This is a genomic window from Acidovorax sp. LjRoot117, from assembly GCF_964252695.1.
GTDB lineage: Bacteria > Pseudomonadota > Gammaproteobacteria > Burkholderiales > Burkholderiaceae_C > Acidovorax.
Window position 1 is genome coordinate 69,671 of record NZ_CAXUPO020000010.1, and the last position, 22,008, is coordinate 91,678.

Genomic DNA, 22,008 nt, shown 5'->3' on the forward strand with positions numbered 1-22,008 from the left:
GAAACAGTGCAGTGGTGTTTGACCTGTTTATCCGGCCGGCGGCAACCACTACATTTATCCCATCCTCAATTCACTGGGTACATGCCATGCAGCCCGACAGACCGTCTTCGTCCTCTTTCACATCGCAGTCCGACGCCGCACCTTCCAAGGTGTCCAAGGCGGCGTCCGTGTGCACCGACTCCACCATTGAGGTGGCCGCGGGGCAGGACGTGGCCGTGCGCATGTATGGCCGCAAGAAGACGGGCAAGGTGTCTCCGGTGGTGGTGCATTTTCACGGCGGCGCATTCACCTCGGGCGACCTGGACAATGGCTGCACCGTGGCGTCGCTGCTGGAGAGCGTCGGCGCGGTGGTGGTGTCGGTGGCCTACCCCCTCACGCCATTCCCCCAGCCGGTGGATACAGGCTACAACGTTTTGAAGTGGGTGCACCGCAACCGCACCAAACTGGGCGGGCAGGGCTCGCTGGTGTACCTGGCCGGTGAAGAGGCTGGCGGCAACCTGGCCGCCGCCGTGAGTCTGGTGGCGCGCGACCAGTCGCACCCGCCGCTTGCCGGGCAGATCCTGCTGTCGCCCATGCTGGACCCGTGCGTGGGCACTGCATCGGTGCGCGAAGCCACGGGCGACGCCACCGGCTGCAAGTGGTCAGAGGGGTGGCGCAATTTCCTGAGCTGCCCGCGCGATGCCGACCACCCGTACGCGGTGCCCGGTGCGGCGCGCCGCCTGGCGGGGCTGCCGCCCACGCTGGTGCTGGTGGGCGACACCGACCCCATGCACGATGAAGCAGTGGCCTACGCTGCCCGGCTGGACGCTGCCGGCCTCAAGGTCACCTGCCACGTGTTTACCAAGGCTGCGCAGTGGCCCGATGCCCTGCTGCAGACCCAGACCGGCCCGCTCGAATGCCCTTGTGCCGCCGGTGCGCAAGAGCAGTTCCGGCTGTTCTTCGAGGCCACTCGATGTCCGGTGCCTTCCTGACAACACCCCGTGCTGCAAGAAGGTGTTGACCTCAACTTAAGTTGAGGTTCGATACTGCAGCCTCTTTACCGACCACCTGGTTTTCAACGCTGATTTTTCCGGCACGCCGTGGCGGAGGGAGACGCTTTGCCCGCGCATTTCTGCAAGCCGTGCCCGTGAGGGGCAGGACGGCTGGCAGGGCCATTGATGTCAACGATACGGAGGAAATAACAACGTGAACAACACAGCGAAATTCTTGAACGCCCGCAGCCCGGCCCGCCACCTGCCGCTGGGCCACTGCGTCTTTTGACCTGAACTGCCCGTCCATCCCCCTCTGACCTTTGCTTCCTCTATCGCCTGCACCGAGTTCTGCGCACAAAACCTTTTCCGGCGCGCCCGCAACGCCCGCCTCAACGATTGATTGAAACGACCATGACCACCAACCCGCTCTCCAAGAACCGCCCCCTGGGCCTGGCCACCATCGCCACCGCCGTCACCGCTGCCGTGGCTGCATTGGTCCTCGTCTTCCAGGCGCCCACGGCCCAGGCCAACGGCGAAGGCGCCACGCCGCCCGCCATGCCGGTGTCGGTCGCTGCCGTGGTGCAAAAGGACATCTCCCTGTGGGATGAATTTTCAGGCCGCCTCGAGGCCGTGCAGCGTGTGGACGTGCGACCGCGCGTCTCGGGTGCCGTGCAGGCCGTGCACTTCCGCGAAGGCTCGCTGGTCAAGCAGGGTGACCTGCTCGTCACCGTGGACCCCGCGCCGTATGCGGCCGAGGTCGACCGCGCCGAAGCCCAGGTGGTCGCCGCCCAGGCCCGCGTGTCCTACACCCGCAGCGAAATGGAGAGGGCCACGCGCCTGCTCGAAGAACGCGCCATTGCCCAGCGTGAGCACGACGAGCGCCTGAACGCCCAGCGGGAGGCCGACGCCAACCTGCGCGCCGCCCAGGCCGCGCTGCAGACCGCCAAGCTGAACCTTGGCTACACCCAGGTGCGTGCACCCGTAGCAGGCCGCGTAGGCCGCATCGAAGTCACCGTGGGCAACCTGGTGGCCGCCGGCGCCGGCGCCCCGGTGCTGACCACGCTGGTGTCGGTGAGCCCCATCTACGCCAGCTTCGACACCGACGAGCAGATCGTGGTGAAGGCGCTGGCCGACCTGCAAAGCAGCCAACGGGGCCACAGCGCGCGCCAACTCATCGAGCGCATTCCTGTGCAGATGGGCACTGGCACCGCGGGCAGCACGCCGCACACCGGCCGCCTGCAACTGATCGACAACCAGGTGGACGCCAAGAGCGGCACGGTGCGCGTGCGTGCCGTGTTCGACAACGAAGACGGCGCACTCATCCCCGGCCAGTTCGCCCGCATCCGCATGGGCCAGGCGCGCGACACCCAGGCCCTGCTGATCAACGAGCGTGCCGTGGGCACCGACCAGAACAAGAAGTTCGTGATGGTGGTGGGCGAAGGCAACAAGGCCGAGTACCGCGAAGTCACGCTGGGCGCGCCCATCGACGGCCTGCGCGTGGTCACGTCGGGCCTGAAGGCGGGCGAGAACATCGTCGTCAACGGCCTGCAGCGCGTGCGCCCCGGTGCCGTGGTGGCACCCCAGTCCGTCCCCATGACCGCCAAGGCCGAAGTTGCGGGTGATCGCAAGGAAGCCAAGAACAACACCAAGTCGCCCGCCGTCTGAACACCTTTTCAGTTCCCTAACGCTGCGCGTCTCCTAAGCCTGTGCAACGGGCATGACTTCGCCAGCATCCCCGCGCAAGGGCCGCCCCGCCGCGCTGGGGGGTCCCCCTCCCGAAGGAGAGGGGGAAGGCGCGCAGCGACTCAGGGGGTGAACCAACACGAGCTTTTTGCATCCATGAATCTATCCCGCTTCTTCATCGACCGCCCCATCTTCGCCGGGGTGCTGTCGGTGCTCATCTTCCTCGGGGGGCTCATCGCATTGCGCGGTCTGCCCATCTCCGAATACCCTGAAGTCGCGCCGCCCTCCGTGGTGGTGCGCGCACAGTACCCGGGCGCCAACCCCAAGGTGATCGCCGAGACCGTGGCCACGCCGCTGGAGGAATCCATCAACGGCGTGGAAGGCATGCTCTACATGGGCAGCCAGGCCACCACCGACGGCGTCATGACGCTGACCGTGACCTTTGCCCTGGGCACCGACCCCGACAAGGCCCAGCAGCTGGTGCAAAACCGCGTGTCGCAGGGCGAGCCGCGCCTGCCCGAGGAAGTGCGCCGCCTGGGCGTCACCACCGTCAAGAGCGCGCCGGACCTGACCATGGTGGTCCACCTGGTCTCGCCCAACAACCGCTACGACATCGACTACCTGCGCAACTACGCGGTGCTCAATGTGAAGGATCGCCTCGCCCGCATCGGCGGTGTGGGCCAGGTGCAGATCTTCGGCGGCGGCGACTACTCCATGCGTGTGTGGCTCGACCCGCAAAAGGTCGCGCAGCGCGGCCTGTCGGCCAGCGACGTGGTGACCGCCATCCGCGGCCAGAACGTGCAGGCCGCCGCCGGCGTGGTGGGCGCATCGCCCGGCCTGCCCGGCGTGGACCTGCAGTTGTCCATCAACGCCCAGGGCCGCCTGCAGACCGAGGAAGAGTTCGGCGACATCATCGTCAAGACCGGTGCGGACGGCGCCGTGACGCGCCTGCGCGACATCGCCCGCCTGGAACTGGGCGCAGCCGACTACTCGCTGCGCTCGCTGCTCAACAACGACCCGGCCGTGGGCATGGGCGTGTTCCAGGCACCGGGCTCCAACGCGCTGGACATCTCGTCCAACGTGCGCAAGACCATGGACGAGATCCAGAAGAACATGCCCGAAGGCGTGGAGTACCGCATTGCGTACGACCCCACGCAGTTCGTGCGTGCCTCCATCAAGTCCGTGATCCACACGCTGCTTGAAGCCATCGCCCTCGTGGTGCTGGTGGTGATCCTGTTCCTGCAGACCTGGCGCGCGTCCATCATCCCGCTGCTGGCTGTGCCGGTGTCGGTGGTGGGCACGTTCGCGGTGCTGCACCTGCTGGGTTTTTCGATCAACGCGCTCTCCCTGTTCGGCCTGGTGCTGGCCATCGGCATCGTGGTGGACGACGCCATCGTGGTGGTGGAGAACGTCGAGCGCAATATCGAGGCGGGCCTGACCCCGCGCGAGGCCACCTACCGCGCCATGCGGGAAGTGTCCGGCCCCATCATCGCCATCGCACTGGTGCTGGTGGCGGTGTTCGTACCGCTGGCTTTCATCAGCGGGCTCACGGGCCAGTTCTACAAGCAGTTCGCGGTCACGATCGCGATCTCCACGGTGATCTCGGCGATCAACTCGTTGACCCTGTCGCCCGCGCTGTCGGCACTCTTGCTCAAGGGCCACAACGAGCCCAAGGACGCGCTCACGCGCGGCATGGACAAGGTGTTCGGTGGCCTGTTCCGCGGCTTCAACCGCCTGTTCCACCGCGGCTCCGAGGCCTACAGCGGCGGCGTCAAGCGCGTCATCGGCCGCAAGGCACTGATGTTCGTGATCTACCTCGCACTGGTGGGTGCCACGGTGGGCCTGTTCAAGATCGTGCCCGGCGGCTTCGTGCCCGCGCAGGACAAGCAATACCTGATCGGCTTCGCCCAACTGCCCGATGGCGCCACGCTGGACCGCACCGAGAACGTGATCCGCCGCATGGGCGAGATCATGAAGGAGAACCCGAACGTCGAAGACGCGATCGCCTTCCCCGGCCTGTCGATCAACGGCTTCACCAACAGCTCCAACTCGGGCATCGTGTTCGCCACGCTCAAGCCCTTTGCCGAGCGCACCCGCGCCGACCAGAGCGGCGGCGCCGTGGCGGGGCAGCTGAACCAGTCGTTCGGCAGCATCCAGGATGCGTTCATCGCCATGTTCCCGCCGCCACCCGTGGCGGGCCTGGGCACCACCGGCGGCTTCAAGCTGCAGATCGAAGACCGCGCGTCGCTGGGCTTTCAGGCCATGGACGGCGCCGTGAAGGCCTTCATGGCCAAGGCCTACCAGACGCCCGAGCTGGCCGGCCTGTTCACCAGCTGGCAGGTCAACGTGCCGCAGCTTTACGCCAACATCGACCGCACCAAGGCCCGCCAGCTGGGTGTGCCGGTGACGGACATCTTCGACACGCTGCAGATCTACCTGGGCAGCCTGTACGCCAACGACTTCAACCAGTTCGGCCGCACCTACAGCGTGCGTGTGCAGGCCGATGCGGCCTACCGCGCGCGGGCTGAAGACGTGGGCCTGCTCAAGGTGCGCTCTGCCACCGGCGAGATGGTGCCCCTGTCGGCGCTGATGAAGATGGAGCCGAGCTTCGGCCCCGAGCGTGCCATGCGCTACAACGGCTACCTGGCCGCGGACATCAACGGCGGCCCTGCACCCGGCTACTCGTCGGGCCAGGCCCAGGCCGCCATCGAGCGCATTGCGGCAGAGACGCTGCCGCAGGGCATCACCTTCGAGTGGACCGAGCTGACCTACCAGGAAATCCTGGCCGGCAACTCTGCCGTGCTGGTGTTCCCGCTGGCCATCCTGCTGGTGTTCCTGGTGCTGGCCGCGCAGTACGAAAGCCTGACGCTGCCCATTGCCATCATCCTGATCGTGCCCATGGGCATCCTGGCGGCCATGACGGGGGTGTGGCTGAGCAAGGGCGACAACAACGTGTTCACGCAGATCGGGCTCATCGTGCTGGTGGGTCTGTCGGCCAAGAACGCCATCCTGATCGTGGAGTTTGCGCGCGAGCTGGAGTTTGCCGGGCGCACCCCCGTGCAGGCCGCCATCGAGGCCAGCCGCCTGCGGCTGCGCCCCATCCTGATGACCTCGCTGGCCTTCGTGATGGGTGTGCTGCCCCTGGTGCTCTCCACCGGTGCCGGCGCCGAGATGCGCAGCGCCATGGGCGTGGCCGTGTTCTCCGGAATGATCGGGGTGACGGCCTTCGGCCTGTTCCTCACGCCCGTCTTCTACGTGCTGCTGCGCAAGCTGGCTGGCAACCGCCCGCTGGTGGAGCACGGCACACACGTGGCGCCCATCTCGCACAACCCGCACGGCGGCGGCAGCGCCCACCCCGTGCTGGCCGCACCCCGCCAAGAGCACGAGTGATGGGCTCCCTGGCCATTTTCAATACCACCGTCCGCGCCGCGCTGCCCCTGGCAGCAGGGCGGGCAGGAGACCGACCATGATGGATTTTTTGTCGAACAAGAACGCTGATGCCGCCAACGCGGTAACGGCGCCAGCGCCAGCGCCTTCGCGCAGGCTCAGCCTGCTGGCCCCCCTGGCCGCGGCCCTGGTGCTGGCCGGGTGCATGACCCAGCCCGTGGCACCCGCACCCCATGCCGGCGTGGCCGTGCCCGAGAGCTTCAGCGCCGGCGGCGCAGCCCTGCCCGTCGCACCCTGGACCGTGGCCCCACCCGCCGAGGCGCAGCCCCGCGGCGAATGGTGGCTGGGCTTTCAGGACCCCGTGCTGGCCGACCTGGTGCAGCGCGCAGGCACGGCCAACACCAGCATCCAGCAGGCGGCCGCGCGGCTGGCCGAAGCGCGCTCGCTGCTGCGCTCGGCCGACGCAGCACGGTCCGTGCAGATCGGCGCGTCGGCGGGCGTGTCGCGCCAGGCCGGTGCCAGCAGCACGGGCAGCTCATCGCCGTCCACGCTGGGCACGGCAGGCCTCAACGCATCGTATGAACTGGACCTGTTCGGCCGCCTGTCGCAGACCAGCGATGCCGCGCGCCTGGATGCCGATGCCCGCGACGCCCTGCTGCAGAGCACGCGCCTCCTGGTGCAGGCCGATGTGGCGCAGACGTACCTGCAACTGCGCTCGGTGCAGGCCGAGCAGATCCTGGTGAACGAGAGCCTGGCTGCCTACCAGGACACGCTGCGCCTCACGCAGCGCCGCCTGCAGGCCGGCGATGTGGCCGAGCTGGACGTGGCCCGCGTGCAGACCGAGGTGTCTTCCACCGAGTCCGAGTCGCTGGCACTGCAGCGCCAGCAAGCCTTGCTGACCAACGCGCTGGCCGTGCTGGTGGGCGATGTGGCCAGCGGCTTCACGCTGCCGGCGGCGGCCACCGATGCCGCCTTGCCCGTCATCCCGCCCGGTGTGCCCGGCACCGTGCTGGCGCGGCGCCCCGACGTGTCGGCCGCGCAGTCCGCCGTGCTGGCCGCGCAGGCCCGCGTGGGCGTGGCGCAGACCGCGTGGTTCCCGGCGGTCACGCTCACCGGCAATGCGGGGCATGCATCGCCCGAGCTCGGTGACCTGTTCAAGTGGTCGGCCCGTGCGTGGGGCGTGAGCGCGCTGCTGTCGCTGCCCATCTTCGACGGCGGCCAGCGCGATGCGCAGGTGCAGGGCGCCAAGGCCCGCCTGGAGGCCGCGCTGGCGGACCACCGCGGCCAGGTGCTCAACGCCTTCCGCGACGTGGAAGACCAGCTCAGCTCGCTGCGCCTGCTGTCGGGCCAGGCCGAGGCGCAAGCCCGCGCCGTGACGGCCGCGCGCCGCGCCACGCAGCTGTCGGATGCGCGCTACCGCAACGGCCTGGTGAGCCAGCTGGAGCTGCTGGACGCGCGCCGCAGCGAACTGCGCAACCGCCGCCAGGAGCTGCAGGTGCGCACCGCACAGTACGTGGCCACGGTGGGACTGATCCGCGCGCTGGGTGGGGGCTGGGGTGACGACGCGCAGGCCAGGTTGGCCGCGGTGTCCCGGTAGTCTCTGCAGCTGTGCCTGTCCAATAGCCAGCCCCGCAGGGCGGGGTTCCCGCGCTCCTTCTGCGGGGCGCCGCGCTGGCGCCTATAGTGTCTGGTTTCGCGCGCGGCAAGGCCCCCGGGGCCGGTCCAGCGCTTTCCGTCCCACCGTTTCGTCATCAGGAGCCTTTGCATGAGCTACCCCAGTACCCAACTCTTCATCGCCGGCCAGTGGCAGGACGCCGCCGACGGCAAGACCATCGGCGTGTTCAACCCGTCCACCGGCAAGGAAATCGGCCGCGTGGCCCATGCCAGCAAGGCCGACCTGGACCGCGCCCTGGACGCTGCGCAAAAGGGCTTCGAAGCCTGGCGCGACATCCCCGCCGCCGAGCGCGCCAAGACCATGCGCCGCGCCGCTGCGCTGATGCGCGAGCGCGCCGATGCGATCGCCGCGATCATGGTGCAGGAACAGGGCAAGCCCCTGGCCGAAGCCAAGGTCGAGACCATGGCGTCTGCCGACATCATCGAATGGTTTGCTGACGAGTCCCTGCGCGTGTATGGCCGCATCGTGCCCTCGCGCAACCTCAAGGCCACGCAGATGGTGCTCAAGGACCCCGTGGGCCCCGTGGCGGCCTTCACGCCGTGGAACTTCCCCATCAACCAGGTCGTGCGCAAGCTGGCCGCCGCGCTGGGCGCAGGCTGCTCCATCCTGGTCAAGGCGCCCGAAGAAACCCCGGCCAGCCCCGCAGAGCTGATCCGCGCGTTTGCCGATGCGGGTGTGCCTGCCGGCACCGTGGGCCTGGTCTATGGCGACCCGGCTGAAATCTCCAACTATCTGATCCCGCACCCCATCATCCGCAAGGTCACGTTCACCGGCTCCACGCCCGTGGGCAAACAGCTGGCAGCCCTCGCCGGCAAGCACATGAAGCGCGTGACCATGGAGCTGGGCGGCCACGCACCGGTCATCGTGGCGCAAGACGCCGACCTGGAACTGGCCATCAAGATCAGCAGCGGCGCCAAGTTCCGCAACGCGGGCCAGGTCTGCATCTCGCCCACCCGCTATCTGGTGCACGAGAGCATCCGCGCCGACTTCGTGGCGGCGTTCGCCAAGTACGCGCAGGGCCTGAAGGTGGGCGATGGCCTCACGGCCGGTACGCAGATGGGCCCGCTGGCCAACCCCCGCCGCATCACCGCCATGGCCGACCTGCTGGCCGACGCCGTGCAGCAGGGCGCGCAGGTGGCCACGGGCGGCGAGCGCATCGGCACCGAAGGCAACTTCTTCCAGCCCACGGTGCTCAACGACGTGCCCCTGTCGGCCCGCATCTTCAACGAAGAGCCCTTCGGCCCCGTGGCCGCCGTGCGCGGCTTCGAGAAGATCGAGGACGCGATCGCCGAAGCCAACCGCCTGCCGTTCGGCCTGGCCGGCTACGCCTTCACCACGTCGCTGAAGAACGCCCACCTGCTGGCCCAGCGCCTGGAAGTGGGCATGCTCTGGATCAACCAGGCTGCAGCCCCTGCCGCAGAGCTGCCATTCGGCGGCTTGAAGGATTCGGGCTACGGCTCCGAAGGCGGCCCCGAAGCCATCGAAGCGCACTTGAACACGCGCCTGGTGTCGATCATGAACGTGTAAGAAGATTCACGCTCTCCGGCGGCCGGTTGGCTGCCGGGTGGTTGCTGGTACGAAGCCTTGGGGCTGGCTTGCGGAGACTCTTCGCAAGACGGTCCCCAGGCTTTTTTTCTGGACGGGATGCACGATCGCGTCGGTGCGGGGGCCTGCCCCCGCAGTCCTCAGAACCGGTACGTCGACGTCAACGTGTACGTCCGCGCCTGTCCATAGAAGCAATCTCCCCGCGCCAGGCACTGCGTGATGTGCACCTTGTCCGCCAGGTTCACCACGTTGAAGGCCACGCGCCAGTCGCCGGCGTCGTACGCGACCATCGCATCGGCCAGGGTGGCGGCCGGGGTGCTGATGGCGCTGGTGCCGCTCCACTGGGAGCCGGTGTAGCGCACGCCGGCGCCCACCGTCCAGCCACCGCGGCCTTCGCTGGCGAAGCGTTGGCTCAGCCAGGCCGATGCGGTGTGCTTGGGCACGCTGGCCACGGGGGTGCCCTGGTCGCCTGCGTTGCTGCGGCTGATCTTCGCGTCGGTGAAGGCGTAGCCCAGGGTGAAGTCCCACTGGCGGGCCAGGCTGGCCTGCACTTCGGCTTCGAACCCCCGGACCTTGACTTCGCCGATCTGCAGGCTGTTGAGCGGATTGCCGGGGTCGTTGGTCTTGCGGTTCTTCTCGCGCAGCTGGTAGACCGCCGCGAAGGCGCTGATGCCCTGGCCGGCGGGTTGCCATTTCACGCCGGCCTCCCACTGCTCGCCGCGCTGGGGCTTGAAGGCCGTGCCATACGCGTCCACGCCGCCCAGCGGCTGGAAGGACTCGGAATAGCCCGCGTACGGGGCCCAGCCGCCGTCCATCTGGTAGGTGAAGCCTGCACGCTTGGTCCAGGCCTTGTCATCGACCGCGGCTGCAGGGCGCCCCACGGTGTCGGTCTGGGCGCTGTCGTGGCGAAGGCCCAGCGTGGCGGTCCAGCGGTCCCACTTGATCTGGTCCTGCAGGTAAAAGCCCAGCTGCTTTTGCACCACGTTCGGTTGTCGTACCAGCTGCGCCGTGGTGGGCGGCGTGAAGTTGCCGTACACCGGGTTGTACACGTCGATGGCCGGTGCCACGGCGCGCCAGGCCTGCTGGCCGGTGTGGTTGCGCTGCACGTCCAGGCCTGCGAGCAGGGTGTGGTCCGCGCTGCCGGTCTTGAGCTTGCCTTCGAGCTGGGTGTCGATCAGCAGCATGCGGCCGGTGTTGATGTTCCACACCGCGTCGCGTACGACGGTGCGGGCGTCGCTGTTGAACACGGGGCGCGCGGGGCGGCCCGTGGCGGCGTTGGCGGTGAAGCTGGTGTAGATGGTGCGGTAGTCCACCTCGCTCACGGTGCGGCGCAGGTTCTGGCGCACGGTCCAGTCCGCGTTCAGGCGGTGGCTGAAGAGGTAGCCCCAGGAGTTGTTGGTGGTGTCGAAGGCGTCCCAGCCCGGCTCGCCGATGAAGGTGTTGCGCGGGATCTGGCCGTAGCGGCTGGCCAGCTGCGTGCCCTGCCACGGGAAGAAGCCAATGAGCGATCCGCTCTGGTCTTTCTGGTGCAGCGCCTGCAGCGTGAGCGAGGTGTCGGCGTTGGGCTTCCAGGTGAGCGAGGGCGCGAACACCAGGCGGTCGTCGTCCACATGGTCCACCTGGCTGCCGCTGTCGCGGCCCACGGCCACAAGGCGGTAGAGCCACTGGCCGTCCTGGTCGAGCGCACCCGTCAGGTCGGCGGCGATCTGCTTGCGGGCGTTGTTGCCCAGCTGCAGCTGCACCTCGCGCTGCGTTTCGGCCTGCGGGCGCTTGCTGGTGAGGTTGAGCACGCCACCCACGCTGCCCTGGCCGTACAGCACCGAGGTCGGCCCGCGCAGAAACTCCACCCGCTCCAGCGTGTAGGGGTCGGGCCGGCTGGTGTTGTAGGTGCCGTAGGTGCGCAGCAGGCCGTCCTGGTACTGCGACACGGTGCCGCCGCGTGCGGCGAAGCTGTCCACGCGGCTGTCGAAGTAGTTCGACACCGCCCCGGCCGTGTACGCCGTGACCTGGCGCAGCGTCTGCACGCCCTGCGCCTCGATCTGGTCGCGGGTGATCACGCTGATGGCCTGCGGGGTTTCGATGAGGGGCGTGTCGGTCTTGGTGGCGCTCAGCGCCCGTTTGGCGACGAAGCCGGTGACTGGGGCGGTGGGGCTTTCCTGTTCGCTGCCCGCACTCACGGTGACGGGGGCCAGGGCCTTGTCGGCCGTGGGCGCGGCCGTGCCTTCGGTGGCGGCCTGCTGGGCGTGGGCGGCGCCGCACAGGGCGAGCAATGCGGCCTGCGCGATGGCGGTGCGGCAGGCGGTGGTGCCAGATCTCATGGTGCCAGATCTCATGGTGCTGTTTCTCCGATGGTTGAAAACTTGTCCGGCCCGAGGCGCAAGGCTTGCGCGGGCCAGCGCTGGCCTGCGGGCGGGTGGTGGGTCGGGCGGGGTGGGGGAATCGCTTGCCGTCAGAACGTGTAATCCAGCGACACCTGCACCGTGCGCGGCTGGCCGGGCACCACGGTGCCAAAGCCGGCCGCCGTGGCCGTGCCGTCCAGGTAGTAGCGGCGGTTGCCCGCGTTCTTCAGGTTGGCCTGCAGCCGCACGCCGCCTGCGAACTGGTAGCCCACGGCCAGGTCGACCGTGGTGAAGCCCGGCAGGCGCCACTTGTTGTCGTTGGCGGTGAACTTGTCGCCCTGGTGCACCAGGCCGCCGCCGACCCACAGGCCGGGCAGTTGCGGCAGGCGGTACTGCGTCCACAGCGATGCGTTGCGGCGCGTGGCCAGCGCGACGCGGTTGCCCACGTTGGCGCCCGCCGTGGTGTCGGCCATCACCTTGGGGTCGTGGAAGCTGGCCTGCGCCGTCACCGTCCAGCCGGGGGTGATGCGGCCTTGCAGCTCCAGCTCCACGCCCTGGATGCGCTGGCGCGCGGTCAGCACCGAGTAGCCCGCGTGCTGCGGGTCGGTGGCGGGCGCGTTGGTCAGCTCCAGCTCGAAGGCCGACACGGTGGTCATCAGGCGCTTGTCCAGCCATTCCTGCTTCCAGCCCACTTCCAGCTGTTTGCCCTCCGACGGCGGCGCGCCGCGGTCGCCCCACAGCAGCGTGCCGGTGTTGGCCTGGAACGAGCGCGCGTGGCTCGCGTAGAGCATGGTGCCAGGGCGCGGCTCCCAGCTGATCGCCGCACTCGGCTGGGTCTTGCTCAGGTCGGTGACGGGCGTGGAGTACGCGTCCTTGAAGCGGTCGTGGCGCAGGCCCAGCAGCAGGCCGAAGTCGCCCAGCACCAGGCGGTCCTGCAGGAACACACCGGTGTTGCGCGCGTCCGAGGACAGCCGGGACACGCCGGTGGACGCTGCCGCCGGCACGAGGCCGGTCACCGGGTTGTACAGGTCGACGGCACCCAGGTTGCCGGTGGCGCGCGCGCCGTACACGCCCTGGATGGTGCGCCAGTCCATGCCGGCCAGCAGGGTGTGTTGCACCGGGCCGGTCTGCACCTTGGCGCGCAGCTCGGCCAGCGCGGTGTCCGACGTGTATTCCTGCCCGGGTGCCAGCCAGTAGCCGCGCGGGACCCGGCCGTTGGCCGCAGGGCCCATGGGCGAGGGCAGGTTCACGTTGCGATTCGTCTCGTTGCGCGACAGGTGCACGCGGCCCTGCAGCACATCGGTGAAGCGGTGCTCCAGCTCGGTGGAGTAAAAGCGCATGCGGCCGTCGGTGGTCAGCCACGGCTCGCCGTAGAACGCGCCCACCGGCAGCACGTCGGCACTGCGCGGGTTCTTGGGGTCGGGCACCGCCAGGCCCACGGTGGAGACGCCGTCGATGCCCTGGTATTCGGCCTGCGCGCGCCAGACGGTGTCGGGCGTGATCTGCCACTCCAGGCTGCCCGCAATGCCCTGCTTGCGCGGGGTGTTGCCGTCCACGAAGCTGCCGCCCCGGCTGGCGCCGCCATCGATCCGGTAGCGCAGCGTGCCGTCGGCGTTGAGCGGGCCGGTGAGGTCGAACTCCGCGTTGCGCCAGCCGTCGCTGCCCACGCCGACCTTCACGTTGCGCAGCGCCTCGGCCTGGGGCCGCTTGCTCACGTAGTTGACGAGGCCGCCGGGCGCGACCTGGCCGAACTCCAGCGCGGCGGGGCCCTTGATGACCTCGACCCGCTCGATGTTGAACAGTGGCGGGTCCAGCAGGTGGACGAACTTGGCGCCGTCGCGCAGGAAGTTGAAGGTGTTGTTGGCCCACAGCCCGCGGATGGAGAACTGCGAGTACGAGCCGTAGTACTCGCTGCGCATCGACACGCCCGAAGCGTTGCGCAGCACGTCGCGCTCGGTCGTGGCCATCTGCTGCTCCATCAGCGCGTTGTCGATCACGCTGACCGAGCGGGGCGTCTCCAGCACCGACAGGCCCAGGCGCGAGCTGCTCTGCGCGCGCCGTGCGGGTGTCGCTGCCGCGCCGGCGGTCGAATCGACCACATCCACCTGGCGCAACGATGGCGCCGCGGCGGGCGGGTCGGCAGGGTCTGGCACCGCGCTGGTTTGTGCCAGGGCTGCACTGCACAGCGCCAGCAAGGCGGCGTGGGCCACGGCGGTGCGCAAAAAGTTCGGTTGGATCATGATGCTATGGTTTTAATAGCTGCTGGCGCTTGTCCATCAAGCGGTAGGCGGCAATTGGATTGGGTCGGATTGGATTGGGTTGGCTGCATACCTCATCCAGGCTCTGGTCCGTTCGGGCCGAGCCTGTCGAAGCCAAGGCGCTTTCTGCGAAGGGCCCTTCGACAGGCTCAGGGCGAACGGTGGATTTGCGGCAAGCACCCCACCAGACGCTGGATGCAGAAGCCGCACCCTGCACGACACCGCTGGCGTGAGCGACTGGCTGTTGCCGGTGGTGCGTCGGCCCGCGCTGCAGGGACTGCGCATGGCGTGGGTCCAGTCGCGGTGGCGCCTTGCGGGCGGCGTCGCGGCGGTCGCTAAGGCTCAGAGCGGATCACAAAACTCAGCGAAACGGTTCTGGCCAGGCGCCACGTCGCAAGCAGTACGCGCAGTACGAGCAGTACGAGCAGCACGAGCAGTACGAGCACTACGACAAGACGTGGCAACAACGCCAGAAGCGCTTTGTGAGCCGCTCTCAGTGGGCCTTGGGGGGCGCGGGCAGGGCGGGCGACGCCATGCCGTCGGCCAGCACGAAGGTCAGCGTGGTCACGTAGCTGGCTTCGCCGTATTTCTCGCCCTGGGCTTCGCCGGGGGTCTTGTCGCTGTGCTTGACCTCGGCCACGTACTGGCCCTTCCAGGGCGTGACGAAGGTCACGGTACCGTCTTCAGCCGCCTCGGCCTCGCGCGTCCAGCCCGAGGGGGCTGCCAGCTGCACCTTGGCCTTGGGCAGTGGCGCGCCCTTGTAGACCACCTTGAACTCGCCAGGCTTGCCGGTGGGCACCAGGTCCAGCGGCGCGGTGGGCGCCACGGCTTGCGTGAGGCCCGCCACCCAGCGGGCCGAGGGCTGCCAGTACATCGCGGGCAGGTTGCGCTTGCTGCGGTCGATCAGCGGGTAGGTGGCAGCGGCGAACAGTGTGTCGGGCGTGCCGGCCACGGTGTAGTTGAAGCCGTCCTTGCCCAGCTGGCCGTCCACGCGCTGCGCGGCGGTGCCGGTGCGCTGCTCGAGTGCGGGCACGCCCTTGAACTTGTCCAGCGAGCCTGGCGAGGTCTCGCGCAGGTTCTCGTTGAACTCGCCGAAGTGCAGGCGGGCCTGGCCGCCCGCGTTTTCCAGCCACACCTGGTGGGCGTGGGCGGCGGTGACGGCGGTGAGGGATGCACAGGCGAGCAGGGCGGCAAGCACGGGGGCCTTGGGGCGCAGGGACGAGGACATGGCAGTTTCCTTTCGGTGGTTTCAACAAAAATCGGCGAGCGCGCAGCGCTGCGCGCCCCTGGACGAGGGGGCGAGACGCGGTGCGAAAGGGAGTGGCTGCCTACGCCCGGTGGTCAGGCGCTGGGTGGCTGTGCGGCGGTGTGCAGGGTGCAGCGTCCGGATGAACGCGCCGCTGGGGCAAGGGGCTGTGGTGCAGGGTGCGGAGAGCCGGTGGCGTCAGAAGTCCACGCCCACGCTGACCGACAGCGTGCGCGGCGCACCCACCACCAGGTAGCCCGCGCCGGGGTAGCCGCCCGACGATGCCCAGTAGTTGCGGTTGGTGAGGTTGTCCACGCGGGCGCGCAGCGTCACGAGGCGGCCTTGCACCTCGGTCAGGTAGCGCACGCCCACGTCCAGGCGGTTCCAGCCGGGCACGCTGATGGTGTTGGTGGCGTTGGCATACACCGAGCCGGTGTGCACCAGGCGGCCGTCCAGCGCCAGGCCGTTCACGCCCGGCACATCCCACTCGGCGCCGATGTTGGCCTGCAGCTTGGGCACGCCGATCACGCGGCGGCCGTCGGTGCTGGCGGTGCCCGTGTTCAGCTGCTTGGCTTCGAGCCAGGTCAGGCCGCCCAGCAGGCGCAGGCCCTTGGTCGCCTCGCCCTGCACGGCCAGCTCGATGCCCTGGTGGCGGTCCTTGCCGTTGCTGCGGAAGATGTTGTCGCTGCCCACGTAGGCGCGCGGCTTGGTGGTGGAGAACAGCGCCACGCTGCCGCCAAAGCTGCCGCCGTCGAACTTCACGCCCACTTCCTTTTGCTTGGCGACGTAGGGCGACAGCATCTCGCCGCGGTTGGCGGCGGTGGAGGGCGCGGTGGCGCCCTGGCTCAGGCCTTCCACGTAGTTGCCGTACAGCGACAGGCTCTTGTCGAGCTTGTAGACGGCCGCCAGCAGCGGGCTGGTGCGGCTCTGGTCGTAGCGGTCGGTCTCGGCGGCCGTGCCATAGGCGTAGTTGGCGATCTCGATGGTCTGGTGGCGCAGGCCGCCGGTGAGCAGCAGGCGCTTGTCCAGCAGCGAGAGGGTGTCGCCGATGGCAAAGCTGGTCAGGCGCGTGCTGCCGGTCAGGCGCGGGTCGGCCAGGTCGCCGCCACGGAAGGCGCCTGCGCTGAAGCCTGGCAGCGGGCTGTACACGGGGTTGTAGAGGTTGGTGGACTGCGTGTTGGCAAAGTCCATCGCGTACGCGTTCTTCTTGTCCGCGCTGAAGTGCGATGCCACCACCACCCACTCGTGGCCCACGCTGCCGGTCTGCAGCTTGCCGCGCAGGCCCAGCTCGCCGGTGTTGACGCTGTCCTTGCGGGTGTTGTCGAAGCGGTAGGTAGAGCCCGCGCCCGTGCTGCTGTCGCTCACCGTCAGGTTGGCCAGGGAGTTGGCCTCGGAGCTGCGGCGTGCGCCGGCCGCGGCCCAGCCGGTGATGTCCTGCGTGATGTCCCACTCGCCGCGCAGCGTGCCGAAGGTGTCGCGCTCGTTCGAATACGTCCAGGGCTGTGCGAAGTTGGTGCCGCCGTCGGGTGCCGTGGGCATCTGCGTGGCGGTGGCGCCCAGCGTCACGTTGGTGCGGGTGCTCTTGAGCTTGTGGTCCTGCCAGCCGATGTCGCCCGACAGGCGCACGTCGCGGCTGCGCCAGTCCAGCCCCACGGCTGCCAGGCCGAGCTTGACGTCTTCATGGTCCACGGCCGTGCCGCCGTTGTGGGTGGCCGCATTCACGCGGATGCCCGTGTTGCCGTCGGGACCGAAGCGGCGCGCGATGTCGGCCGCCAGTTGCGTCTGCCCGCCGCTGGAGACGCCGAATGTGACGCGGTTCAAGGGCTCGTTGGGCGCGCGCTTGGGCAGCAGGTTGATCGAGCCGCCGATGCCGCCGCCATTGGGGCTGGCACCGCTCAAGAAGGCCGATGCGCCGCGCAGCACTTCCACGCGCTCGAACAGCTCGGTGGCGATGTACTGGCGCGGCAGCAGGCTGTACAGGCCGTTGTAGGCCGTGTCGTCCGAGTCCAGGATGAAGCCGCGGATGAAGTACGCCTCTTGAAAATTGCCGAAGCCGCGCGCCACGCGCACCGTGGGATCGTTCTGCAGCACGTCGCCCACGCTGCGGGCATGGCGGTCCTGGATGAACTCGTTGGTGTAGCTGGTGATGGAAAACGGCGTGTCCATCGCGTCCTTGGTGCCCAGCACGCCGGCACGGCCGCCGCGGGCCACCTGGCCGCCAGCGTAGGCCGGCGACAGGCCTTGCGCCGATGCGTCGGCACTGGCGTTCACCGTGACGGTGGACAGCGCCTTGCCTTCCGCGGCGGCGGACGGCGCAGCCTGCTGGGCCAGTACGGCAGGCGCTGCCAGCGCGAACATCACGGCGGCGGCAATGGCCACCGGCGTGGCGGCAAAAACGGGGCGCAGCGGGGCTGGCTGGAACGATGTGGCTGGGCGCATGGTCGTGGTGTGAAAAATGAAGTTGAAGGAGGTGTCAGCGCGGCGCCGAAGCGGTGCCGCCGCTGTGGATGTCGGTGTCGACGGGGTCGCCGGCGCGGCCCGGGGTGGTCTGCGGTGCCGGGGTGTCACGGAGGGCGCGGCGTGCATGGTGTGCCTGCTGTGAAAAAGGCCATGAGAACCAGCCCATCACCGCCACCGGCACGCCCAGGCCCACCCACGACCACCAGTCGCCCCAGGTGTCGGACACCAGGGCGGTGATCAGGCCCGTGGTGGTCAGCACGCCCATCACGATGGGCCAGCCCCACAGCGACCAGAACGGGTTCGGCTTCATGCGCGGCCCTCCGTGCGGGACAGCGGGGTGCCGGTGCGTGCCGCAGGGATGGCGGTAGAGGCGTTGGGCAGGCCGGTAGGCGCGGGCGCGGGCGCGGTGGCGGCTGCGGTGGTGCTGCCCGCCTGCACGCCCTTGCGCAGCCACAGGTACAGCCCGCTGCCCAGCACGACGATGGTCGCGACGTCGAGCAGCGCCCAGATGATCTTCATCGGCATGCCGCCGTAGTCGCCAAAGTGCAGCGGCTGCGACACCAGCAGTGCCGTCAGGTACCACGGCAGTTGCGGCGCGGCAGTGACCTGCGCGGTGCGCGCGTCCACCATCACGGGCTGCAGCAGCCGCGAGGTCAGCGGCTCGTTGCCCTTCAGGAAGAACGTGTTGTGGTGCGGGCTGGAAAACGCCGTGCCCGGGAAGGCGATGAACGACAGCTTCATGCCCGGCGCATGTGCCTGCGCGGCCTGCAGCGCCTGCTGCAGCGGCCCGCGCTCGGCCATGGGGACGGTGGGCTGGCCTTCGTACGGTTTGAGCAGGGTCGACAGCTGGTCGTACTGCCAGTACTTGATCATCAGGTCGGCCCAGGTGTTGATCATGCCCGTGCCACCCACCACGAAGGCCCACACCAGCGTGACGATGCCCAGCAGGTTGTGCAGGTCGAGCCACTTGACGCGGGTGGACCGGTCCCGGCGCACCTCGCCGAACGCGAGCTTGCGCATGAACGGCGCGTACAGCACCACGCCGGTGACGATGGCCACCAGCAGCAGCAAGCCCATGAACCCCAGGAACAGCTTGCCCGCCAGGCCCGCGAACAGGTCCACATGCAGGCGGAACATGATGTACATGAAACCCTGGTCCACCGGCCGCTGCGACAACACGGCCGCAGTGCGCGCGTCGACCGCGATGGACTTGAAATCCTCGGTCGGCGCGGGCGTGGGCGTGAGGGTCACGAACCACAGGGCGTCGTCGTCCTCGGGCTGCGAGGCGAACTGCACCACGCGGTCGGGGTGCAGCGCCTGCGCGGCGGCCAGCACCGTGTCCAGGCTGGCGCGCGGCGTGTTAGCGGGCATGGGAGGCGCCTCGACCTCGGTGCCCAGCAGATGGCCGATCTCGTGGTGAAAGATGAGCGGCAGGCCGGTCAGGCACAGCAGCAGCATGAAGACGGTGCAGACCAGGCTGGACCACTTGTGGGTCCATGACCAGCGGCGCAGGGCGGTGGGCGAAAGCATGGCGGGTGGTGGTCAGCAGGTGATCCTGGCCTCGGCCCCCTCGCGGGCATGCCTGCCGACAGGCCGCTGTGGTCAGCGGCCACGGCGGCCGCTACAGCGAGCCAGATGGGCTTGGGTCCAGACGGTCGCCCTCTTCAACAGTGAAAAGGAGGCGACAGCGAGTGCTGGCTGGTCCGAAGGAGTGATGCTCCCCGCGACTGGCTTGCGGTATGAATGGTTACATTCTAAATGAGAATGGTTCTTTTTCTTGTGCGCGTGCGTTTTTGCAACAGCACATGCTGTGGCGGTCGTGGTTCACAGCACCGCGGCGCGGCACCGGCGGAGCCAAAAACACAAACGGTTGCTTCTTGGTAGCGCTGCCATCGCGTTGTGCGGTGTGGCGGCGGCAGAATCGCACCGCCTGAAACAACGCCCTGTCAGCCCGTTGCGCAGCACCCCGGTTCACGTCGGAGGCTGCAGGGCCTTGGGTGGGCGTCACTCGGGCGCGGTCACTGACGCGGAGGCAGTGGCCCGTGGCTGCTGCGGCAGCACCCTGCGTGGGGCCCGCACGCGGATCCATCAAAAAATCAACCATTCCAACCATCATGGCGTCTTCGTTCGGTCAAAAAATATCCAGTGCCTTGCAGGCCCTGCCCACCAGTGCGAGGCTGGTGCTGTGGGCGGTGTGCATTCCCTTGCTGCTCTCGGGCATCGGCTATTGGGAATACCGTCAGTACGCCCAGACGGGGCTGTCTGCAGAGCAGCAGCAAATGCTGGCCGAGGTGACGGATGCGCTGGAGGCCGTGCGCGAGAACCCTCGCACGGTGATCACCATCGACGGACAACAGCACAGCGGGTTTTCTGCATCGCTCAGGCTGCAGCAGATCGCCAAGAGCATTCGGGGCGACTCGGCAACCCGCGCCCAGGTGGCAGCGGTGGTGCGCCCGGCCAGTATCGCGGCCATGGTGGCCGGCGTGCTGACCGCCCTGGTGGCGCTGGCGGGGCTGTACGGGGTCAGCGCAGCGGGCCGCCAGGCACTGCAGTCGCGCGATGCGCTGATGCGGCTTTTTGTCCGCTGGCGCAACCTGCTGCCCACCTACCTCACCATGCACATGGGCCTGCTGATGATCACGGTGGCCGGCCTGCTGGTGGCGCGCCTGGGAGTGGCGTACCAGGTGGTGATCCTGGAGCGCGCGGGATCGGGCGAGGCCAAGTTCCAGATGGTCATCCTGCTGGTCGCAGGCCTGGTGCTGTGGTGGGGCGCGACGCTGTTGCGGGCGCTGTACACATCGCTGCAGGTGCTGCATGACGAACCCAACGAAGTCATGGGCGTGTCGGTGTCGCGGCAAGAAGCGCCCGCCCTGTGGGCCTATGTGGACACGCTGGCCCAGGCCGCCGGGGCTGCAGCGCCCGCCCATCTGGTCGTGGGCTTGACCGATGGCTTCTACGTCACCGGCCACGCCATGCAACTGGTGCCCAGCGGCCAGCAGCTGACAGGCGAGACGATGTACCTGCCGCTGACCTATCTCACGCTGCTGCAGCGTGACGAGATCAGCGCCATCCTCGCGCACGAACTGGGGCACTTCGCAGGCGCCGACACGGCGTACAGCCTGCAGTTCTCGCCCATCTACCAGCGGCTGGTGGCCAGCCTGCACGCCATCTACAGCCGCAACAACAGCGGCTCGTGGGCGGATCTGCCGGCCACCACCTTCATCGAATACCTGCTGGAGCGGTTCGACCTGGCGGTCAAGCACTGGAGCCGTGTGCGCGAATTCGCGGCCGACCAGATGGCCGCCCGGCTGGTCAGCGGCGAGGCAGTCGCACGATCGCTGGTGCGCGTCACCGCGCTGCACGACGTCGTGAACACCGTGCTCAACGAGATCGGCCGCCGCCCGCAAGAAGCGGGCAGCGATCTGGTGCAGATGCTGCACGATGCCGTGCGGGAAGCGGGCTTGAAGGCCCCCGACTTTGCGACCGAAGTGGCGACGATGCACCCCAGCGACACCCATCCGCCCACGCTGGAGCGCGCCAAGGCCGTGAACGCCCCGGTGACCGATGCCATGGTGCAAGGCGTGCTGGTGCTGCCTGACGACCAGGCCATGGTGTGGGTGCGCTCGCTGTTTGCCGACAGCCAGGGCCTGCAGGCGCGGTTGCTGGCCGACTTCAAGGGCCTGGCGCGTGAGCAGAACGAGCAGGTGCGCAAGAACCTGGCCGATACGGTGGAGCAGGCCCAAGGCTCTGTCGACTTGTTCGAGCGCAAGTCAAACGTCTGGCTTTTTGCCGGCTTTACTGCCATCGCCTTCGCGGTATGTGCCGCACTGGTCGCGCACAGCTTCTCACCGGGTAAGTCGTTTGCCGGGTTTCGCAACCTGATCCTGATGACGGGGGGACTGACGGTCATGCTGATCGGCATCACCTGGTGGTTCTGGCGGCGTTCCGTCGTCATGGTGATACAGCTCACCGCCGAAGGCATGGTCGTGCCCGGCTGGCCGCAGATCGTGCCCTGGTCTTCGGTCAGCGACTACTCGTGCACGGTGGTCAACGGCTCCAACATGGTGATGACCTTCGACCTGGACCCCGCGGCCCCGCGGCTGCAGGCGCCGCATTCCAACCTGCGCCGCATCACTTACCGGCCGGCCAAGAACAAGCTGCTGGTGGGCATGTCGAAGGCGAAGGGCATGGACATGGACGCCATGCACGAAGCCGTGATGCGCTACCTGTCTGGCTGGCATGCGCGCCAGCATTTGCAGTCGATGTAGGGCTGCCCGGTAGCTTCGGCACTTTTCTCCGAATCTGTGAAGGATGGAGAGATTGCTTTGGAAATTGGTGCCTCATTGAGTGAGCAATGTCCGTCGGCATCGAGTCCAATTCCAGCTAACCCTTGCGAAGCTGGGCATCTGGTGCCAGCCATCCGCACAGAAAGTGCATTGCAAGG

General features: G+C 68.4%; 12 protein-coding genes. 6 read left to right on the forward strand and 6 right to left on the reverse strand.

Annotated features, from left to right (window positions below; translation table 11 throughout):
* The first annotated feature begins 86 nt into the window (after nucleotides 1-86).
* From ACSQ3D_RS21490 to ACSQ3D_RS21510, 5 genes are all read left to right on the forward strand, one after another.
* Entirely contained in the window at nucleotides 87-971 is an 885-nt protein-coding gene (locus tag ACSQ3D_RS21490) for an alpha/beta hydrolase (RefSeq protein ID WP_436128253.1), read from the forward strand.
* A gap of 411 nt (nucleotides 972-1,382) precedes the next feature.
* On the forward strand, nucleotides 1,383-2,636 hold the full coding sequence (locus tag ACSQ3D_RS21495; RefSeq protein ID WP_436128254.1) for an efflux RND transporter periplasmic adaptor subunit: 1,254 nt from the start codon (nucleotides 1,383-1,385) through the stop codon (nucleotides 2,634-2,636).
* Nucleotides 2,637-2,810: 174 nt separating this feature from the next.
* Nucleotides 2,811-6,044: an efflux RND transporter permease subunit gene (locus ACSQ3D_RS21500; RefSeq protein WP_436128255.1), complete on the forward strand. Its 3,234-nt coding sequence runs from the start codon at nucleotides 2,811-2,813 to the stop codon at nucleotides 6,042-6,044.
* Between the two features lie 76 nt (nucleotides 6,045-6,120).
* A complete protein-coding gene (locus tag ACSQ3D_RS21505; RefSeq protein WP_436128256.1) occupies nucleotides 6,121-7,638 on the forward strand; it encodes an efflux transporter outer membrane subunit in 1,518 nt (505 codons plus the stop codon).
* A gap of 168 nt (nucleotides 7,639-7,806) precedes the next feature.
* Nucleotides 7,807-9,243: an NAD-dependent succinate-semialdehyde dehydrogenase gene (locus ACSQ3D_RS21510; RefSeq protein WP_056411794.1), complete on the forward strand. Its 1,437-nt coding sequence runs from the start codon at nucleotides 7,807-7,809 to the stop codon at nucleotides 9,241-9,243.
* Nucleotides 9,244-9,401: 158 nt separating this feature from the next.
* Here the strand turns inward: ACSQ3D_RS21510 and ACSQ3D_RS21515 are convergent, their stop codons facing one another.
* The 6 genes from ACSQ3D_RS21515 to ACSQ3D_RS21540 all read right to left on the reverse strand — a co-directional run bounded on the left by ACSQ3D_RS21515 (nucleotide 9,402) and on the right by ACSQ3D_RS21540 (nucleotide 19,094).
* On the reverse strand, nucleotides 9,402-11,579 hold the full coding sequence (locus tag ACSQ3D_RS21515) for a TonB-dependent siderophore receptor (RefSeq protein ID WP_436128257.1): 2,178 nt from the start codon (nucleotides 11,577-11,579) through the stop codon (nucleotides 9,402-9,404).
* A 131-nt stretch (nucleotides 11,580-11,710) separates the two neighbouring features.
* Nucleotides 11,711-13,840, reverse strand: a complete 2,130-nt coding sequence (locus tag ACSQ3D_RS21520) for a TonB-dependent siderophore receptor (protein WP_436128258.1) — start codon at nucleotides 13,838-13,840, stop codon at nucleotides 11,711-11,713.
* A 511-nt stretch (nucleotides 13,841-14,351) separates the two neighbouring features.
* Nucleotides 14,352-15,086, reverse strand: coding sequence for a TonB-dependent receptor (locus tag ACSQ3D_RS21525; protein ID WP_436128259.1), 735 nt, complete (start codon nucleotides 15,084-15,086; stop codon nucleotides 14,352-14,354).
* Between the two features lie 216 nt (nucleotides 15,087-15,302).
* Entirely contained in the window at nucleotides 15,303-17,543 is a 2,241-nt protein-coding gene (locus tag ACSQ3D_RS21530) for a TonB-dependent receptor (RefSeq protein ID WP_436128260.1), read from the reverse strand.
* 34 nt (nucleotides 17,544-17,577) lie between these two features.
* Nucleotides 17,578-17,874: a hypothetical protein gene (locus ACSQ3D_RS21535; RefSeq protein ID WP_436128261.1), complete on the reverse strand. Its 297-nt coding sequence runs from the start codon at nucleotides 17,872-17,874 to the stop codon at nucleotides 17,578-17,580.
* Nucleotides 17,871-19,094 (reverse strand): PepSY-associated TM helix domain-containing protein, encoded by a 1,224-nt coding sequence (locus tag ACSQ3D_RS21540; RefSeq protein WP_436128262.1) that lies wholly within the window; start codon nucleotides 19,092-19,094, stop codon nucleotides 17,871-17,873. Before ACSQ3D_RS21540 ends, ACSQ3D_RS21535 begins: the two co-directional genes overlap by 4 nt.
* Nucleotides 19,095-19,678: 584 nt before the next feature.
* Here ACSQ3D_RS21540 and ACSQ3D_RS21545 point away from each other — a divergent pair.
* The gene (locus ACSQ3D_RS21545) at nucleotides 19,679-21,832 is read left to right on the forward strand and encodes a M48 family metallopeptidase (protein WP_436128263.1); all 2,154 of its coding nucleotides are present in this window, start codon (nucleotides 19,679-19,681) and stop codon (nucleotides 21,830-21,832) included.
* Nucleotides 21,833-22,008 lie beyond the last annotated feature (176 nt).

What these genes read in the sequence shown, in the direction of transcription:
- ACSQ3D_RS21530 (WP_436128260.1), bottom strand. Translation starts at nt 17,543, where the DNA reads ATGCGCCCAGCCACATCGTTCCAGCCAGCCCCGCTGCGCCCCGTTTTT.
- ACSQ3D_RS21510 (WP_056411794.1), top strand. Translation starts at nt 7,807, where the DNA reads ATGAGCTACCCCAGTACCCAACTCTTCATCGCCGGCCAGTGGCAGGAC.
- ACSQ3D_RS21545 (WP_436128263.1), top strand. Translation starts at nt 19,679, where the DNA reads ATGGCGTCTTCGTTCGGTCAAAAAATATCCAGTGCCTTGCAGGCCCTG.
- ACSQ3D_RS21540 (WP_436128262.1), bottom strand. Translation starts at nt 19,094, where the DNA reads ATGCTTTCGCCCACCGCCCTGCGCCGCTGGTCATGGACCCACAAGTGG.
- ACSQ3D_RS21515 (WP_436128257.1), bottom strand. Translation starts at nt 11,579, where the DNA reads ATGAGATCTGGCACCACCGCCTGCCGCACCGCCATCGCGCAGGCCGCA.
- ACSQ3D_RS21490 (WP_436128253.1), top strand. Translation starts at nt 87, where the DNA reads ATGCAGCCCGACAGACCGTCTTCGTCCTCTTTCACATCGCAGTCCGAC.
- ACSQ3D_RS21520 (WP_436128258.1), bottom strand. Translation starts at nt 13,840, where the DNA reads ATGATCCAACCGAACTTTTTGCGCACCGCCGTGGCCCACGCCGCCTTG.
- ACSQ3D_RS21505 (WP_436128256.1), top strand. Translation starts at nt 6,121, where the DNA reads ATGATGGATTTTTTGTCGAACAAGAACGCTGATGCCGCCAACGCGGTA.
- ACSQ3D_RS21535 (WP_436128261.1), bottom strand. Translation starts at nt 17,874, where the DNA reads ATGAAGCCGAACCCGTTCTGGTCGCTGTGGGGCTGGCCCATCGTGATG.
- ACSQ3D_RS21525 (WP_436128259.1), bottom strand. Translation starts at nt 15,086, where the DNA reads ATGTCCTCGTCCCTGCGCCCCAAGGCCCCCGTGCTTGCCGCCCTGCTC.
- ACSQ3D_RS21495 (WP_436128254.1), top strand. Translation starts at nt 1,383, where the DNA reads ATGACCACCAACCCGCTCTCCAAGAACCGCCCCCTGGGCCTGGCCACC.
- ACSQ3D_RS21500 (WP_436128255.1), top strand. Translation starts at nt 2,811, where the DNA reads ATGAATCTATCCCGCTTCTTCATCGACCGCCCCATCTTCGCCGGGGTG.